Genomic DNA, 15726 nt, shown 5'->3' with positions numbered 1-15726 from the left:
TCAGGGGTAAAAACCCTTTTATACCTTAACAAAAATTCCCACCCATGCGTATTCTCTTCATTCACGCGGACTACATAGAGTTTGAGTCAAAGAGCAAGGCCATGAAGGATGCCGAGGATATAGAAAAGAAAAAAGAGAGGTACGAGGAATGTCTCGTGGCATTTATCTCCGTGGAGGAGGGAGATGCGGGCATCGTTGAGCGTGCAAAGAACGAAATTGTGGACGTAGCCGAGAAACTCAATGTTGAGCGCATCGTGCTATATCCCTACGCGCATCTGAGCAACAAACTCGCAGGGCCATCGGAGGCAATGAAAGTTCTAAAAGAACTGGAAAATATGCTGGGCGAGGATTACGAGGTGCATCGTGCTCCCTTTGGCTGGTACAAGAGTTTTGTCATATCCTGCAAGGGTCATCCTCTGAGTGAGTTGAGCAAGGAGATTCGTGGCCAGAAGGAGGAGGAGAGCGAAGCCCTGAGGGCGGAAAAAAGGACGACATACTGGTACATAATGGATAAAAATGGCGATCTGCACGATGTGCAGGACTTTGACTACTCCAAGTATCCAAACCTGAAAAAATTTGTAGATTACGAAATCTCGGGCACGAGAGCGGCGAAGGAAATTCCTCCGCATGTGAAACTCATGCAGGCCCTGGAACTTGCAGATTACGAGCCGGGAAGCGACTCGGGCAATATGCGCTACTATCCCAAGGGGAAATTGATAAAGGGGCTCATAGAGGAGTATGTTGAAGGCAAGGTCCTTGATTACGGTGCCATGCAGGTTGAAACGCCAATAATGTACGATTTCAATCATCCCTCTTTGAAATCCTATCTCAATCGATTTCCTGCAAGGCAGTACATAGTTCTGAGCGGTAAGGATAAGTATTTCCTCAGATTCGCCGCCTGCTTCGGCCAGTTTCTTATGATGCACGATGCCACCATATCCTACAGAAATCTACCTCTGAAACTCTACGAGATGGCAAAGTATGCCTTCAGAAGGGAGCAGAAGGGCGAACTATCAGGATTGAGAAGATTGCGCGCATTCACCATGCCCGATATGCACACCCTCGCAGCGGATATGCCCCAGGCCATGGAGGAGTTCAAGAAGCAGTACGAGATGGCCATAGAAGTGCTAAGGGATTTCGGGCTTGAGCTGGGAGATTATGAGGTGGCCATACGATTCACCCGCGAGTTTTACGAGGAGAACAAGGAGTTCATAAGGGAACTCGTGCACCTGGTAAACAGGCCAGTGCTCATACAGATGTGGGACGAGAGATTTTTCTATTTCGTGCTCAAATTTGAGTTCAACTTTGTGGACTCACTAAATAAGGCGGCCGCCCTGAGCACCGTACAGATAGATGTGGAGAATGCAAAGAGGTACGGCATAACCTATTACGATGAGAATGGAGAGGAGAAACATCCATACATACTGCACTGCTCTCCCAGCGGTGCCGTTGAACGCATAATCTACGCCATGCTGGAGAAGGCAGATATGGATGCAAAGAAGGGAAAGAAGCCCATGCTCCCTGTCTGGCTGAGCCCAACGCAGGTTCGCATAATCCCCGTTAAGGACGATTTCCTGGGGTGCTCAATTCAGGAAATGGACTTCCTCACACAGCAGGGATTTCGAGTGGATGTGGACGATCGCGATCTGAGCGTATCCCGCAAGATAAGGGATGCGGAGAAGGAGTGGATTCCCTACATTGTGGTCATAGGTGAGAGGGAGAAGGAGAGAAATATGCTCACGGTGAGAATTCGCGGCGAAGGTATGAAGGAGATGAGCAGAGAGGAACTGCTGAACATATTGAAGGAGAAAACCGATGGATATCCAAGAAGGAGGTTGCCTCTACCCCCACTGCTCTCTCAGAGACCAAAATTCAGGTAGAATCCCTCAATTTTTTTATTTTTGAAAGGTACCGGGATATCTTGACATCCTCAGCACTTATTTCTACGAGTTTTCCATTATTGACAACGAAGTGCCTGAGAGGAAATTTCTTGGCTGAATAGCGCAGTACTTCCTCTGCTATGTAATGCATCTGCACACAGTGGGGCGAGCCATCTGTAGTAATCACAACAAGTTCATCTGCAACGGAGAGCATGGCCATGAGTTTGTAGAATGCCATGTTTATGTGCTCCCTCTCGGGGCAAAATGCAAGTTTCGTATAATCTTTGAATTTTTCAAGATACTCGGGGCTTTCATCCAGGCACGAGCCATAGAGAAGAAGTTTCTTGCCACGAACATTTTTTCCCTTGGCATTTGTGCTCATCAAATCCATAAATAAGAATGCAAGTGCAATAAAAATAATTTTTGGAAACTTTAAATATCTTATGGGCATAGCCCCTTTCAAAGAGGTGCTAAATATGACGCTGATAGAGGATATAGTACTGCGCAAAATTCTGGACTCAAGAGGAAATGCCACCGTAGAGGTGGAGGTGTACACCCTCAACGGCTATGGCCGTGCCGCCGCCCCTGCAGGTAAATCAACAGGGAAGCATGAGGTAAAGGCCTATCCTGCGGGAGGCATAGACGCCGGAATCAAATATTTCAAGGAGAGAATGGACAACCTCATAGGTATGGATTCCACCCAGCAGGAGGATGTTGATGCCATACTGCATGAGATTGATGGTACCGAAGATTTCTCAATGCTTGGTGGCAACATAGCCACTGCCGTATCTCTTGCCATAGCCAAGGCAGCCGCAAATTCCCTTGGCCTGCCCTTTTACCAGTACCTCGGGGGTACCTTCGCAAGAAACATTCCCAAACCCGTGGGAAATGTTTTGGGCGGAGGGAAACACGCGGTTGGAGGCACCACAATCCAGGAGATGCTGGCAGTTAGTTTGAGCGAAAGCGCCAAGGACAATGTCTTTGCCAACGCGGAAGTGCATAAGATCGTGGGTAAGAAACTCAGGGAAAGATTTCCGAACCTCTCGCTAGGATTGGGTGACGAGAAGGCCTGGATAGCGCCCATGGACGATATTGAAGCCATAGAACTCGTTGTTGAGGCAGTAAAGGAGGCAAGTGAGAGCACGGGGGTGAGCATAAAGCCCGCGCTGGATTTCGCCGCATCTTCATTCTTCCACGATGGAAAGTACCACTACAGAAACAGGGTCCTCACCCCGGAAGAGCAGGTGGATTTCGTTGAGAGCATCGTTAAGGATTACGGAGTTTATATTGTGGAAGATCCCTTTGACGAGGAGGATTTTGATAGTTTCGCAGAATTAACGGAGAGAATAGGGCATCTTGCCTACATTGTGGGTGATGACATATTCGTGACAAATGTTGAGCGCATAAAGATGGGAATATCCAAGGGCGCTGCCAACACTGTGCTCATAAAGCCCAATCAGATAGGCACGCTCACAGATACCGTTAAGGCGATAAAATTCGCAAAGGAGAATGGATACGCCACAATGATCTCACACAGGAGCGGTGAGACATGCGATGCCAGCATAGTGCATATAGGCGTGGCATTCGGCGTAGAGTTTATAAAGACTGGTGCAATAGGGGGAGAGAGGATAGCCAAATTGAACGAGATGATAAGGATTGAAGAGGAGATAAAAGGTGAGTGATATGGTGGAATTGCTGATAGATGAAAACACGTACTTCACGGCGGGCGTGCATATCGGTACCCAGGTGAAGAACAAGGATATGATGAAATTCATATACAAGGTTCGCAACGACGGCCTGTACCTGCTTGATATAACGAAGACAGATGAGAGAATACGTCTGGCAGCAAAGTTCCTGGCAAGATATGCACCGGAGGATATCTTGGTGGTGTCCCAGAGGCAGTATGGACAGAAACCATCCATAAAATTCGCAGAGGCTATAGGTGGAGCCAAGGTCGTACCTGGCAGATTCATCCCGGGCATACTCACAAATCCGAAACTTCCAGGATACATGGAACCAAAGGTCATTCTCATAAACGACCCTGCGGCGGATACCCAGGCACTCAAGGAGGCCGTTAAATCCAAGATACCGATTGTTGCCCTCTGCGATGCAAACAACCGTACAAGTTATGTGGACCTCGTGATACCCACGAATAACAAGGGACGCAGGGCCCTCGCTCTCATATACTGGCTTCTGGCAAGGGAGATTCTCAAGGAGAGGGGAGAAATAAAAAGCGACGAGGAGTTCAAGTACACCATTGAGGACTTTGAGGCACCCCTATGAGGTATCCTGCAGTTGCCGGCCAATTTTACCCGGGTGAGAGAAAAGAACTGCAGGTGATGCTCAGTCAACTTTTTATTCATCCCCTTGGCCCTGGAGAGGTCCCTTCCCTCTCACCAGATGGGCCCAGAAGGATAGTGGGTGGTGTGGTTCCCCATGCGGGTTATATATTTTCAGGGCCCGTGGCAGCACATTTTTACGCAGCATTGGCCAAAGACGGCTTTCCGGATACATTCATAATAATCGGGCCAAATCACTACGGAATTGGATCAGGCGTGGCAGTGACCCTTGAGGATTTCCTTACCCCATTTGGAAGGGTTCAGATAGATAGGGAACTGGCAAGGGAGGTAGCAAGGGAAATTGTGGATATTGATGATTACGCGCACAGATACGAGCACAGCATAGAGGTTCAGCTTCCATTTTTACAGTTTTTCAAGAGAGAGATAAAATTTGTCCCGATTTCCATGCTCATTCAGGAGCACGAAATAGCCGTTGAACTGGGGAAGATAATAAGGGATGCCATAGGTGGCAGGGATGTCGTGGTCATCGCATCATCCGACTTCTCCCACTACGTTCCAAGGCAGGATGCTTACAGAAAAGATGCACTTGCAATTGAGAAAATTTTGAAGGGTGACACGAAGGGTCTCTACGATGTGATTGCCAAGCACAATATAACCATGTGCGGATATGGCCCAGTAACGGCAATGCTCACGGCCACCAACGGAAGAGGCACTCTTCTGAAATACGCAACAAGCGGCGATGTGCAGCCCATGCAGGATGTAGTTGGCTACGCTGCAATTAAGGTTGAAAAATAAAAACCTTGGAAAAATTTTAAATCAGGCAAATGCATTACGATGCAAGAGGTGATACTATGGCAAGGAAAAAGGATAATCTGGAGGATAAACTTTCTATGAAGAGGGAGAGCATGTGGCTCAACCTGAAAAAAAAGGATATTAAAGAAGCAATGAAATTTGCTGAAGAGTACAAGAAATTCTTGAAGGAAGCAAAGACTGAGAGAGAAACGGTGGATTACCTTCTCACCATTGCAGAAAAGTACGGGTTCAAGGACCTATCAAAAAAGAATCAACTTGTACCCGGAGATAAGTTCTACGTTGTAAACAGGGAGAAAGCCCTGGCTCTGGGTGTTGTGGGTAAAAAGCCCCTGGATGGATTCAGGCTCGTTGTGTCTCACATTGATGCCCCTCGCATAGATGTGAAACCCAATCCTCTGTGGGAGGATGCGGATTCTTCCCTGGCATTATTAAAGACGCATTATTATGGCGGCATAAAGAAATACCAGTGGGTTTCCAGGCCCCTCGCGATCCACGGTATTGTGTACACGAAGGATGGAAGAAGGATAAATTTGAGGATCGGCGAGGATCCAAAAGACCCAGTTTTCGTGATACCAGATCTGCTTCCACACCTTGCAAGGAAGGTACAGGGAGAGAGAAAACTCTTTGACGGGATAAGGGGAGAGGAACTGCAACTTGTGGTTGGCAACATACCCATAGAGGATAAGGACATAAAGCAGAAGGTGAAGATGCATGTTCTTCAGTACCTCAACGAAAAATATGGCATAGTTGAGGAGGACTTCAACTCTGCAGATCTTGAAATCGTACCGGCAGAGGATCCCAAGGATGTTGGCTTTGATCGTGGCCTTGTTGGAGCCTACGGCCATGACGATAGGATTTGCGCCTATACTTCGTTCCGTGCCATACTTGAGGTTGAAAATCCCACCTACACGAGCATCGCGTTCTTCTACGATAAAGAGGAGATAGGAAGCGACGGAAACGTGGGGGCACAGAGCAATTTCCTTGAGTACGTGCTTGCCAAGGTTCTCGCCATAATAAAGCCAAACTACACATATCCAGAATTCCTTGAGATTCTCTACAGAACAAAGGCCATAAGCGCGGATGTGAGCGCTGCCATCAACCCAATATTCAAGAGTGTACACGACATACAGAACGCTGCCAAGGCCGGCTACGGAGTGGTCATATCCAAATACACTGGCCACGGAGGAAAGTATGGCTCAAGCGAGGCAACCGCAGAGTTCATGCACGAGATTTTAACACTATTCCAGAAGAACAAGGTACCCTATCAACTCGCTGAGCTGGGTAAGGTGGACGAAGGTGGAGGTGGCACAATAGCCAAGTTCTTCGCCAAGTACGGGATGGACGTTGTGGACATGGGGCCCGGCGTCATAGGCATGCACTCACCCTTTGAACTGGTAAGCAAGATGGATGTCTGGAGTGCCTACCTCGCCTACAAGGTCTTCCTCTCTCAATAATTTTTTTAATCCCTATTTATCTCGTACCACATATGGTTTATCTCATTGAATATTACCTCACATCCCGTTTTCGCCGCGCCCCTTGAGCCTGGAATTGCAAATATCAATTTTCCGCAGCACATGCCTCCAAGGGCACGGGACATCATGGCGGCGGTGCCTATTTCCTCATAACTCTTCAATCTGAAGATCTCTCCAAAACCGGGCAATTTTTTATCCAATATACCTTCTATGGAATCCACGGTGACATCCTTTCTGCTCATCCCAGTTCCCCCATTCAGAATTATGGCATCGCACTTGGAAAGGAAATCAAAAAGGGCACGAAGAATCTCCAACTTTGAATCTTTAACCACTGCGTAGTCGCAAACCTCGTGCCCATGATTCTTCACCTCATCCATTATGATCTTTCCGGATTCATCAGTTTCCTCGCTGCGGGTTGAACTCACCGTTATGACTCCGATTTTGAGTTTGTAGGAATGCTTCTTGTGCTCCTTCACGCCCATATCACTCACCCTTTCTCTTCTCCAGAACCTCAATTCCGAGAATCTGGGTCATTGGATACTGCCCGTTCTCGTCCTTCTCAAGGTACTTCACCATGTCCCATATTGTGAGTAGGGCAACACTCACACCGGTAAGGGCTTCCATCTCCACGCCCGTCTTGTAATGCGCCTTGACCTCGCATTCCACATCTATACGATTGCCGTGCATGTTGAAGTTGAATCCCACATACTCCACAGGTATAGGATGGCAATGGGGAATAATGTTCGGAGTGTTCTTCACCGCAAGCATTCCCGCAACCTTGGCGGTTTCAAAAACATCGCCCTTCTTTATTTTCCCATTTTTTATGGCATCAACTGTTGTACTTTTAAGCACTATGGTGCCCCTGGCCCTGGCAACGCGCAGCACTTCCTCTTTTCCACTTATGTCAACCATGCCCATAGAAGCATATCGCCTTTCATCTTATTTAATTTTGCCCACAGCAAATTTAATCAATGATTATGAAATGCTATGCCCGATGTACTCCCTGCAAAAATACGATTTCCATTTACCCGAGGATCTCATAGCCCAAGAGCCCGTGGAGCCGAGGGACCACGCACGCCTTATGGTTCTGCGCGAGGGTATAGAGCACAGGTTCTTCTACAATTTACCCGAATATATGGAGAGTGGGGATGTGCTCATACTCAACGATACCCGTGTTATAAGGGCAAGGTTAAAGGGTATAAAGGATACTGGAGGCAGGGTTGAAATCCTGATACTTGAGAGGATAGATGAGAATTTCTATCGCTGCCTGGTCAAGGGAAAGAAGATCCGCCCGGGCACCGTTCTAATATTTGAGGACATAAAAGGAGTGGTACGCAGGAAAAATGAGGGCATATGCGACATTGAATTCTCAGGCGACATAATGGAACTGGCAAGGAAGAGGGGCGAGGTTCCGCTGCCCCCGTACATAAAGAAGAAAGTCCCGAAGGCGGAGGAAAAGTACCAAACTGTATTTGCCAGGAAAGAGGGAGCCGTTGCTGCTCCAACTGCCGGGCTGCACTTTACCCCGGAACTCCTCAAAAGGATAGAGGAAAAGGGTGTGAAGATCGGATACATAACACTGCATGTGAGTTACGGCACATTCAAGCCCGTGAAAACTGAGGACATAAGGATGCACAGGGTGGATGAAGAGTACTATATTGTGGATCAGGAGGTTGCAGATATGATAAACAACCGCGGCGGAAGGCTATTCGCGGTGGGCACCACGGTTATGAGAGCCCTTGAAAGTGCTGCTATGGAAGGGAAGATTCACGCCTCCCAGGGATACACCAACATATTCATCTATCCCGGTTACCAGTTTCAGGCTGGGGTGGATGCCCTTATAACAAATTTCCATGTGCCCAGATCATCTCTCATAATGCTTGTAACGGCCTTCGGTGGATACGAAAGGATTATGCATGCTTACAGGATCGCTGTGGAGAAAAGATACAGGTTTTACAGCTTTGGAGATGCAATGCTCATTTTCAAAATGTAGCGCTTAAAACTACAAAAAATTTTTAGTATTATTAAAGATTTCCATCACTATGGCAAGAAACATTGTTGTAGAGGAATTCACAGCAACTCCCGTTGAAGAGAGGGATGTGGAAATTGTAGAAAGGAAAGGAATAGGACATCCAGATAGCGTGGCAGATGGCATTGCCGAGAGCATAAGCAGGGCCCTGTCAAAATATTATCTTGAGCATTATGGAAGGATCCTGCATCACAACACTGATCAGGCCGAGATTGTGGGTGGCCAGGCCAAACCCAAATTTGGTGGTGGCCAGGTTTTGGAGCCCGTTTACATTCTCCTTTCAGGAAGGGCAACCACAATGGTAAACGGTGAGAGAGTACCCTACAGGACCATAGCAAAGAGGGCTGCAGCAGATTTTCTCAAGAAGCATTACCGCAATCTGAACATTGAGGAGGATGTGATCATAGACTGTATGATCGGCCAGGGCTCTGTGGATCTGCGCGGATTGTACGATACGCAAAAGTATCTGGCAAATGATACATCCTTCGGCGTGGGCTACGCACCCATGAGCGATCTCGAAAAGATAGTTTACGAGACGGAGAGATACATAAACGGACCTCTAAAGGACAAACTGCCGGAGATAGGCGAGGACATAAAGGTCATGGGATTCAGAAATGGAAAGAAAATAAACATTACCGTGGCCGCCGCCTTTGTGGGAAGGCACACCCCCGATAAGGATCACTACCTGAACGTTAAGGAGGAACTCAAAGATATTTTAACTGATTTTGCACTCAAATTCACAGATAAGGAGGTGAATTATTTCATAAACACGGGAGATCTTCTGGATGAGGAGGTTTTCTACCTCACTGTAACTGGACTGAGCATGGAAAACGGAGACGATGGCTCGGTGGGTCGTGGCAACAGGGTAAATGGATTGATAACCCCATACAGGCCAATGAGCATGGAGGCTTCTGCGGGAAAGAATCCAGTAACCCACGTGGGCAAATTGTACAACATCCTGGCATTCAAAATTGCAGAGGACATAGCAAAGGCAGGGGATGGGGATATAAAGGAGGTGAACGTACGCATAGTTTCACAGATAGGTAAGCCCGTGGATGAGCCCCAGGTGGCAAGCATACAGATAATACCAGCAGAGGGTGTAAATCTAAACAGGTACAAGGAGGAGTTCAGAAACATTGCAGACGAATGGCTCGCCAACATATCAAAGATAACTGAGATGCTTGTGGAAGGAAAAATAAACGTCTTCTGATTTCTTCATATTTCCCTCCACATTATATAGGCATCATCACCATTGGTGTAGTAATTTGGCACATAGGAAATTATGTTAAATCCAAACTTTTTGTAAAATTCGATCGCCCGGAGATTTTTTGTGCGTACCTCAAGTCTCACGGAGAGTATGCCCTCGGATTTGCACAGCGTAATAAATCTCTTCATAAGCGCAGAACCTATCCCCATATTTCTAAACTCACTCTTAACAGCGAGAAGAAGAATTCTTGCCTCCACTCTCTGCTTTATCCCTGCTATGAAACCCACCACGTCACCAGTTACGGCCACAAGAAATCCCTCTGGCCAGGCCCGGTGTATGTCCAAGAAAAGCTCAGGAATGTAATTTTCAGTGAGAGATTCGTTTGCTATGTTTAGCACATCCAGCAGGTCCTCCTCCTGAAACTTACGTATGAAGTAGACCATCACTTCGCCTCCAGACTATGCGGCCCCTTTTTATCACCTTTTCAACGAGATTCACGCCAAAATGATAGCCGATTTGCTGGTAATTTTTAGCATCTAAAATTATTATATCTGCCTGCTTGCCTGGCTCAATGCTCCCTATTTCGTTTTCCATTCCTATGGCAGCTGCGGCATTTATCGTGCTGGCCGCAATTGCCTCTTCTGGAAGCATGCGCATCTGCGTTATGGCGAGAGAGATGACCATCTGCATGCTCTCCGTGTATGCATTTGGATTCAGGTCAGTGGCAAGTGCAACGGGTATTCCCGCTTCAATGAATTTTCTGGCATGGGCGTATTCCTTGCTTAAAAGCATATAGGGTGTGGCAGGAAGCAATGTGGCTATTATTCCACTTTTTCTCATATTTTCTATGCTCTCCTCGCTGGTTTTCACAAGATGATCAGCGCTTATGGCTCCAACATCCACAGCAACACGCGTGCACCCAATATCCTCAATCTCATCCGCGTGTATCTTAGGCACAAGCCCGTATTTTTTACCCTCTTCAAGATACTCCTTTGATTCCTCCGCGTTGAACACGCCTTTCTCGCAGAAAATATCAATGAATTTAGCATGCGGGGCAATCTCAGGGATTATGGATTTCAGATACTCAATGTACTCACCACTGTTCTTGAATTCGGGAGGCACCGCGTGCGCACCGAGAAAAGTTGGCACGAGGTCAATGGGGTGTGCGATTTCATTTATAACCTCAAGCATCTTCTTTTCCGTCTCAAAATTCAATCCGTACCCGCTCTTCGCCTCCGCCGTGGTGGTGCCATTGGTGAGCATGTAATCCAACCTTCTTTTGGTTTCCTCCATCAGCTCTTCCTTCGTTGCGCTCCTCGTGGCCCGGACAGTGCGCAGGATTCCACCCCCCATCTTTAAAATTTCAAGATAAGAGTAACCCTGCAATTTCAGGTACAATTCATTTTCCCTCGTACCTGAGAAAACGAGATGAGTGTGAGGGTCCACAAAACCGGGCATCACAACACGCCCGGATGCATCTATTTCCATTTCTGCACTTCCCTTCAACTCTCTTGTTTTACCCACCTCCACAATTCGGTCGTCGTCGATAAGCACGGCTCCATTTTCTATTATCCCCAGATCGTAACTCCCTTTTTTTATTCCTCCATGCAGGGTGAGAAGCTGCGATGCATTCTTGATGAGAAGCATATTGGTGGATATGGGGAGAGAGTATAAAAATGGTGCGTCGGGAGAAAATTTTTAATGGTGTGCCATCATATACTCATTGATGTTTGGTTGTTTGGGGAGTTATAGAGTAACGAAATTTCCGGATAACTTCAATATCCGAGATTATGCGAGTTTCGGATATTCCATGTTACCTCCAAAATCCCCTTAGGAAGCAACTAAAATGAACGTAATCCGCCTTGTTCTTTTCCGTGATGGCTCTGGCAAATCTTGGCATATTTCTGAAGGACAGGCAATGGGCTGAAAACAAAAAGGGTGTTTTATGGATAAAACCTTAATCAAATATCCACATGCCAGAACCATGCTCTCCGAGGCATATCTCACTCCTGAATTCGTTGAGAATACGCGGAATAATTATTTCAGACCCAGAAAGCTGGCAGCCATAGAACCAAAGAAGGTGGCAATTCTTGGCATTGACCTGCAGCGCTATTTTTTAGAGAGAGAAAAAAATGCATACCTGCCCAGCGCTCCCGCGCTGATCCAGAAACTTCAGGATTTCTATTCTTTTGCAAGGAGCTTCGAAATTCCCACAATAATGACGAGACACTGCCATGGGGGCGATATTATGGAAAGATGGTGGGGCGATGCCATGCCCTGCAATCATGACACCGAAATAATGCCGGAATTGAGGGAGTACGGCGATGAAATAATTGAGAAGAGAACCTACGACGCGTTTTATGGCACGAATCTTGAAAATATTTTGAGAGATAAAAACGTGGATACCCTCATAATCACAGGGGTGATGACTCATCTCTGCTGTGAAACCACCGCAAGAGCCGCCTTCGTCCGCGGGTTCAATGTTATCTTTCCGATTGATGGCACGGCCACGAAGAACGCAGAGATGCACCTATGTACCCTTAGAGCCCTAGCGCACGGATTTGCTCCAACCCCAACCTTGAAGGATGTGATGGAATGGATGCGCTCGTGGGAATAATAGGGGCAGGGCCAGCAGGCATAAGCGCCGCTGTGCAGCTTAAAAGATACGGTTTTGAGCCCATAATACTTGAGAAAAGAAAGGTTGGCGGACTCATTGAAAATGCGCACAGGATAGATAACACGATGCTGTTTCCCTCCGGACTTCCCGGCCCAGAGTTCGTTAAAATTCTGAATGGGTATGTGAGCAAATACTCGTTAAACATAATCAAAGAGGAGGTAACAGAGATAATGGCCGATGAGGGTCTAACCGCAAAAACATCGGAAGATAAATTTGAGTTCAAATACCTCATTGTGGCCACTGGCACCCGACCAAGAAAGCTGAATTTCCCTGGGTTCATCTACCATATACGAGAGTTGAATTATACCCCCTCTAAAGTTCTGATCGTTGGGGGTGGGGACATAGCACTTGATTATGCCCTCTCAGCGGCAGATATGGGCTGCGAGGTTGTGGTTCTTCACAGGAGCGAGCTGAAAGCCATACCTGCATTGCAGCGGGAGGTACGCGTGAATCCGAGAATAAAACTGGTGAGGGGAGAGATTGTGAAGATAGGGGAGAAGATAATCACAACTGCCGGAGAATTCGAAGCGGATGCCCTCTTGGCTGCCATTGGGCGTGTTCCAAACATTGATATTGTGGAAGGGATTACCCACCCAAATATATATCTGGCGGGAGATGTGAAAAACGGGATGTACCGCCAGAGCTCGCTAGCAATTGCAGACGGAATAAGGGTTGCGATGGATATATGGAGGCGTGAGAGGTATGGAAATCCTCAAGGAAATAGGCGATGAGTCCGTGGCCAAGGTGTACATAGGAAGAACGAGCAGAGGAAATATAGTTGAGTTTGTGGAATCCATTCCAACGGGAAGGATTGAGGAAAAATGGGTTCTGATTGTATCCTCCCTCAATGGCTGTCCCGTGGGCTGCAAGATGTGCGATGCTGGCTTCTTTTATAAAGGCAAGTTGAGCAAAGAGGAGATTCTTGAGCAGGTTCATTATCCCGTTACTAGAAGATTTGGTGGAGTGCCCAGAACTAGAAAGTTCAAGGTTCAGTTTGCAAGGATGGGTGAGCCAAGTTTCAATCCCGCTGTGCTTGATGCCATTGAGCATCTGGGCGATGAGTATCCAAACTTCTTCCCATCACTTTCAACAGTAGCCCCCGTGGGGGTGGATTCATTCTTCGGGAAACTCAAGAGAATTAAGAAGAGAAAATACCCCAGAAATTTTCAGCTTCAGTTCTCAATACACACGACAGATCAGAAGATGAGAGACGAGATAATTCCCGTCAAAAAGTGGAGCTTTGAGGAAATTGCGAGATATGGTGAAGAGTTTTACGATGAAGGTGGATTGAAAATCACGCTCAACTTCGCCCTAGCCAAGGAAAATATTGTGGACGCGGATGTGATCAAAGAGCATTTCTCGCCAGAGCATTTCCTCATAAAAATCACACCCATAAATCCCACCGTGAGCTCAACGATGAATGGCCTGACCAACGATGTAGACCTCATATCCGGAATGCCCCAGAAGCACAGAGAATTCGTTGAAAAGCTTAAAAGGTATGGCTACGATGTTATAATCTCCATAGGAGATACGAGGGAGAACGAGATAGGCTCTAACTGCGGTATGTTCATACTCAGGTACCTGAAAGATAAGCCGGACCTGCTTGAATCATACACCTTTGCACGAAACTTGAAAATAGATGTCTGATAAAAAATAGAAAAATTTGGGGATTTACATCATCCCGGGCATTCCGCCCATGCCGCCCATTCCTCCGGGTCCACCAGGTCCTCCCTGGCCTCCCTTGGGTGTCTCGCTCTTCTTGGCGGCAATGACATCATCAATGCGTAGGATCATCGTTGCTACCTCTGTGGCGCTCTCTATGGCCTGCTTCTTAACGCGCATGGGCTCTATGACCTTCCTCTCCACCATGTCAACTATCTTGCCCTCAAATACATCGATGCCCGCGTATTTCTTTCCCGCCTGGTGCTCTGCCTTGAGTTTCATTATTATGTCGATGGCATCCAGACCTGCATTCTCCGCCAGGGTTCTGGGTATTATCTCAAGAGCATCCGCAAACTTTTCAATGGCCAGCTGCTCCCTGCCGCCAACACTGGGTGCATACTCTCTCAGTTTCAATGCCAGTTCAATTTCGGTTGCTCCGCCGCCTGCAACGGCATAGCCATCCTCAAGGGCAACTCCAACAACCTTCAGGGCGTCATGCAAAGCACGCTCTGCCTCATCCACAACGTGCTCGGTGCCTCCCCTTATAAGAATGCTAACGCTCTTTGGATTCTTGCAACCGCGCACGAATGTCATATTGTCCTCGCCTATCTTTCTCTCCTCAACGATCTCGGCGTATCCGAGATCCTCAGGAGTTAGGTCGTCCAAGTTGGTTATTATCTTAGCACCCGTTGCCTTGGCCAGTTTGCTCATGTCGCTCTTCTTGACGCGGCGCACTGCATATATGCCATATTTGGCCATGTAGTGCTGCGCTATATCATCAATGGCCTTCTGGCAGAATACGACATTTGCTCCAACTTCCTTGACCTTGTCAACCATCTTCTTTATCTCTTCCTGCTCCTGGTCGAGGAATGCCTGTATCTGCGTCGGATCAGTGATCTCAATCTTTGCACTTATCTCGGTCTTCTTCACCTCAAAACCGGTATTGATGAGGGCAATCTTGGCGTTCTTCACAACCTTGGGCATACGTGGATGAACCTTCTCCTTATCGAGGATCACACCATCAATAAGTTCAGTATCCTTTATGCCTCCTCCCTGCTTCTTCTCAACTTTTATATTATCCACATTAACAATGGTCTTTCCGTCCTTCTCCTCGGCAATGGACTTGACGGCCTTCACGGCTATATCGGCAAGGTATTCCTTGGCCTCTGCCACGTTCTTACCCGTCATTGCAGTCATTGCTATCTCCTTGAGAAGTTCATCGCTATCAACCTTTATGCCAAGCTCAGGGAGAAGTTCCAGTGCCTTCTCAGCTGCCAGGCGATAACCGTTGGTTATTATGGTTGGATGCACGTTCTGCTCCAGCAGTTCCTCGGCCTTGTGGAGAAGTTCACCAGAAAGCACCACGGCGCTTGTGGTTCCATCTCCCACCTCGGTGTCCTGAACCTTTGCAACTTCAACCATCATCTTGGCAGTTGGATGTGCCACATCTATCTCCTTGAGTATTGTTGCTCCATCATTGGTTATGACAATGTCTCCAAGGCTATCCACAAGCATCTTGTCCATACCCTTTGGACCAAGGGTGGTGCGCACTGCATCCGCTATCGCCTTTGCAACCTCAATGTTCTTCTTCTGTGCGGTTCTACCGGTTTCTCTCTCAGTGCCTTCCTTGAGCACGAGAATGGGTACTTGTCCTCCCATCATCTTTATCACCTCAAGTTCGGTAAG

Annotated in this window: 16 protein-coding genes; 10 read left to right on the top strand and 6 right to left on the bottom strand. The window is 47.4% G+C overall.

The features are described from left to right. The first annotated feature begins 44 nt into the window (after positions 1-44). Positions 45-1880, top strand: a complete 1836-nt coding sequence (locus AC0S1O_RS05670) for a threonine--tRNA ligase (protein ID WP_475393360.1) — start codon at positions 45-47, stop codon at positions 1878-1880. Here the strand turns inward: AC0S1O_RS05670 and AC0S1O_RS05665 are convergent. Continuing rightward, positions 1873-2271 (bottom strand): hypothetical protein, encoded by a 399-nt coding sequence (locus AC0S1O_RS05665; RefSeq protein ID WP_475393359.1) that lies wholly within the window; start codon positions 2269-2271, stop codon positions 1873-1875. The two genes, AC0S1O_RS05670 and AC0S1O_RS05665, sit on opposite strands and share 8 nt — an antisense overlap. A gap of 85 nt (positions 2272-2356) precedes the next feature. Here AC0S1O_RS05665 and eno point away from each other — a divergent pair, with 85 nt between their 5' ends. From eno to AC0S1O_RS05645, 4 genes are read left to right on the top strand one after another with little or no spacing between them, the layout of a single operon-like run. Further along, complete coding sequence (gene eno / locus AC0S1O_RS05660; RefSeq protein ID WP_475393358.1) at positions 2357-3562, top strand: phosphopyruvate hydratase; 1206 nt, start codon at positions 2357-2359, stop codon at positions 3560-3562. A 1-nt stretch (position 3563) separates the two neighbouring features. After that, positions 3564-4163, top strand: coding sequence for a 30S ribosomal protein S2 (rpsB, locus tag AC0S1O_RS05655; protein ID WP_475393357.1), 600 nt, complete (start codon positions 3564-3566; stop codon positions 4161-4163). Beyond that, positions 4160-4975, top strand: a complete 816-nt coding sequence (locus AC0S1O_RS05650; protein ID WP_475393356.1) for an MEMO1 family protein — start codon at positions 4160-4162, stop codon at positions 4973-4975. The genes rpsB and AC0S1O_RS05650 overlap by 4 nt, the downstream gene beginning before the upstream one ends. Before the next feature lie 56 nt (positions 4976-5031). Continuing rightward, positions 5032-6447, top strand: a complete 1416-nt coding sequence (locus AC0S1O_RS05645; protein WP_475393355.1) for an aminopeptidase — start codon at positions 5032-5034, stop codon at positions 6445-6447. Between the two features lie 5 nt (positions 6448-6452). Here the strand turns inward: AC0S1O_RS05645 and AC0S1O_RS05640 are convergent, their stop codons facing one another. Next, positions 6453-6947, bottom strand: a complete 495-nt coding sequence (locus AC0S1O_RS05640) for a MogA/MoaB family molybdenum cofactor biosynthesis protein (RefSeq protein WP_475393354.1) — start codon at positions 6945-6947, stop codon at positions 6453-6455. Between the two features lies 1 nt (position 6948). Continuing rightward, positions 6949-7383 carry a cyclic pyranopterin monophosphate synthase MoaC gene (gene moaC / locus AC0S1O_RS05635; RefSeq protein ID WP_475393352.1) on the bottom strand — a complete coding sequence of 145 codons (435 nt, stop codon included), beginning with the start codon at positions 7381-7383 and terminating at the stop codon, positions 6949-6951. 76 nt (positions 7384-7459) lie between these two features. On the opposite strand from moaC, the gene queA reads away from it, so the two are divergent. Then, positions 7460-8458: a tRNA preQ1(34) S-adenosylmethionine ribosyltransferase-isomerase QueA gene (gene queA, locus AC0S1O_RS05630; RefSeq protein WP_475393351.1), complete on the top strand. Its 999-nt coding sequence runs from the start codon at positions 7460-7462 to the stop codon at positions 8456-8458. A gap of 49 nt (positions 8459-8507) precedes the next feature. Continuing rightward, complete coding sequence (locus tag AC0S1O_RS05625; RefSeq protein WP_475393350.1) at positions 8508-9704, top strand: methionine adenosyltransferase; 1197 nt, start codon at positions 8508-8510, stop codon at positions 9702-9704. A 5-nt stretch (positions 9705-9709) separates the two neighbouring features. On the opposite strand, the gene rimI is transcribed toward AC0S1O_RS05625, so the two are convergent. Beyond that, entirely contained in the window at positions 9710-10144 is a 435-nt protein-coding gene (rimI, locus tag AC0S1O_RS05620; RefSeq protein ID WP_475393349.1) for a ribosomal protein S18-alanine N-acetyltransferase, read from the bottom strand. Then, positions 10125-11348, bottom strand: coding sequence for an imidazolonepropionase (gene hutI / locus AC0S1O_RS05615; RefSeq protein ID WP_475393348.1), 1224 nt, complete (start codon positions 11346-11348; stop codon positions 10125-10127). Before hutI ends, rimI begins: the two co-directional genes overlap by 20 nt. A gap of 337 nt (positions 11349-11685) precedes the next feature. On the opposite strand from hutI, the gene AC0S1O_RS05610 reads away from it, so the two are divergent. The 3 genes from AC0S1O_RS05610 to AC0S1O_RS05600 are packed head-to-tail and all read left to right on the top strand — an operon-like array spanning position 11686 to position 14025. Further along, positions 11686-12318, top strand: coding sequence for an isochorismatase family protein (locus AC0S1O_RS05610; protein ID WP_475393347.1), 633 nt, complete (start codon positions 11686-11688; stop codon positions 12316-12318). Beyond that, positions 12297-13109, top strand: a complete 813-nt coding sequence (locus tag AC0S1O_RS05605) for an NAD(P)/FAD-dependent oxidoreductase (protein ID WP_475393346.1) — start codon at positions 12297-12299, stop codon at positions 13107-13109. Before AC0S1O_RS05610 ends, AC0S1O_RS05605 begins: the two co-directional genes overlap by 22 nt. Next, the gene (locus tag AC0S1O_RS05600) at positions 13081-14025 is read left to right on the top strand and encodes a radical SAM protein (protein ID WP_475393345.1); all 945 of its coding nucleotides are present in this window, start codon (positions 13081-13083) and stop codon (positions 14023-14025) included. Before AC0S1O_RS05605 ends, AC0S1O_RS05600 begins: the two co-directional genes overlap by 29 nt. A 24-nt stretch (positions 14026-14049) precedes the next feature. Here AC0S1O_RS05600 and thsB read toward each other — a convergent pair whose 3' ends face one another. Continuing rightward, positions 14050-15702 carry a thermosome subunit beta gene (gene thsB / locus AC0S1O_RS05595; RefSeq protein WP_475393344.1) on the bottom strand — a complete coding sequence of 551 codons (1653 nt, stop codon included), beginning with the start codon at positions 15700-15702 and terminating at the stop codon, positions 14050-14052. Between the last annotated feature and the right edge of the window lie 24 nt (positions 15703-15726).

Source organism: Candidatus Aciduliprofundum sp. HYA1 (assembly GCF_056175085.1).
Note: the sequence above shows the minus strand (reverse complement) of the source record. Positions and strands in the feature narration are given on the sequence as shown.

Bases quoted from the DNA above. Each gene is read 5' to 3' on its own strand.
- AC0S1O_RS05670 (WP_475393360.1), top strand. From the start codon at position 45: ATGCGTATTCTCTTCATTCACGCGGACTACATAGAGTTTGAGTCAAAG.
- AC0S1O_RS05665 (WP_475393359.1), bottom strand. From the start codon at position 2,271: ATGGATTTGATGAGCACAAATGCCAAGGGAAAAAATGTTCGTGGCAAG.
- eno (WP_475393358.1), top strand. From the start codon at position 2,357: ATGACGCTGATAGAGGATATAGTACTGCGCAAAATTCTGGACTCAAGA.
- rpsB (WP_475393357.1), top strand. From the start codon at position 3,564: ATGGTGGAATTGCTGATAGATGAAAACACGTACTTCACGGCGGGCGTG.
- AC0S1O_RS05650 (WP_475393356.1), top strand. From the start codon at position 4,160: ATGAGGTATCCTGCAGTTGCCGGCCAATTTTACCCGGGTGAGAGAAAA.
- AC0S1O_RS05645 (WP_475393355.1), top strand. From the start codon at position 5,032: ATGGCAAGGAAAAAGGATAATCTGGAGGATAAACTTTCTATGAAGAGG.
- AC0S1O_RS05640 (WP_475393354.1), bottom strand. From the start codon at position 6,947: ATGGGCGTGAAGGAGCACAAGAAGCATTCCTACAAACTCAAAATCGGA.
- moaC (WP_475393352.1), bottom strand. From the start codon at position 7,383: ATGGGCATGGTTGACATAAGTGGAAAAGAGGAAGTGCTGCGCGTTGCC.
- queA (WP_475393351.1), top strand. From the start codon at position 7,460: ATGTACTCCCTGCAAAAATACGATTTCCATTTACCCGAGGATCTCATA.
- AC0S1O_RS05625 (WP_475393350.1), top strand. From the start codon at position 8,508: ATGGCAAGAAACATTGTTGTAGAGGAATTCACAGCAACTCCCGTTGAA.
- rimI (WP_475393349.1), bottom strand. From the start codon at position 10,144: ATGGTCTACTTCATACGTAAGTTTCAGGAGGAGGACCTGCTGGATGTG.
- hutI (WP_475393348.1), bottom strand. From the start codon at position 11,348: ATGCTTCTCATCAAGAATGCATCGCAGCTTCTCACCCTGCATGGAGGA.
- AC0S1O_RS05610 (WP_475393347.1), top strand. From the start codon at position 11,686: ATGCTCTCCGAGGCATATCTCACTCCTGAATTCGTTGAGAATACGCGG.
- AC0S1O_RS05605 (WP_475393346.1), top strand. From the start codon at position 12,297: ATGGATGCGCTCGTGGGAATAATAGGGGCAGGGCCAGCAGGCATAAGC.
- AC0S1O_RS05600 (WP_475393345.1), top strand. From the start codon at position 13,081: ATGGAAATCCTCAAGGAAATAGGCGATGAGTCCGTGGCCAAGGTGTAC.
- thsB (WP_475393344.1), bottom strand. From the start codon at position 15,702: ATGATGGGAGGACAAGTACCCATTCTCGTGCTCAAGGAAGGCACTGAG.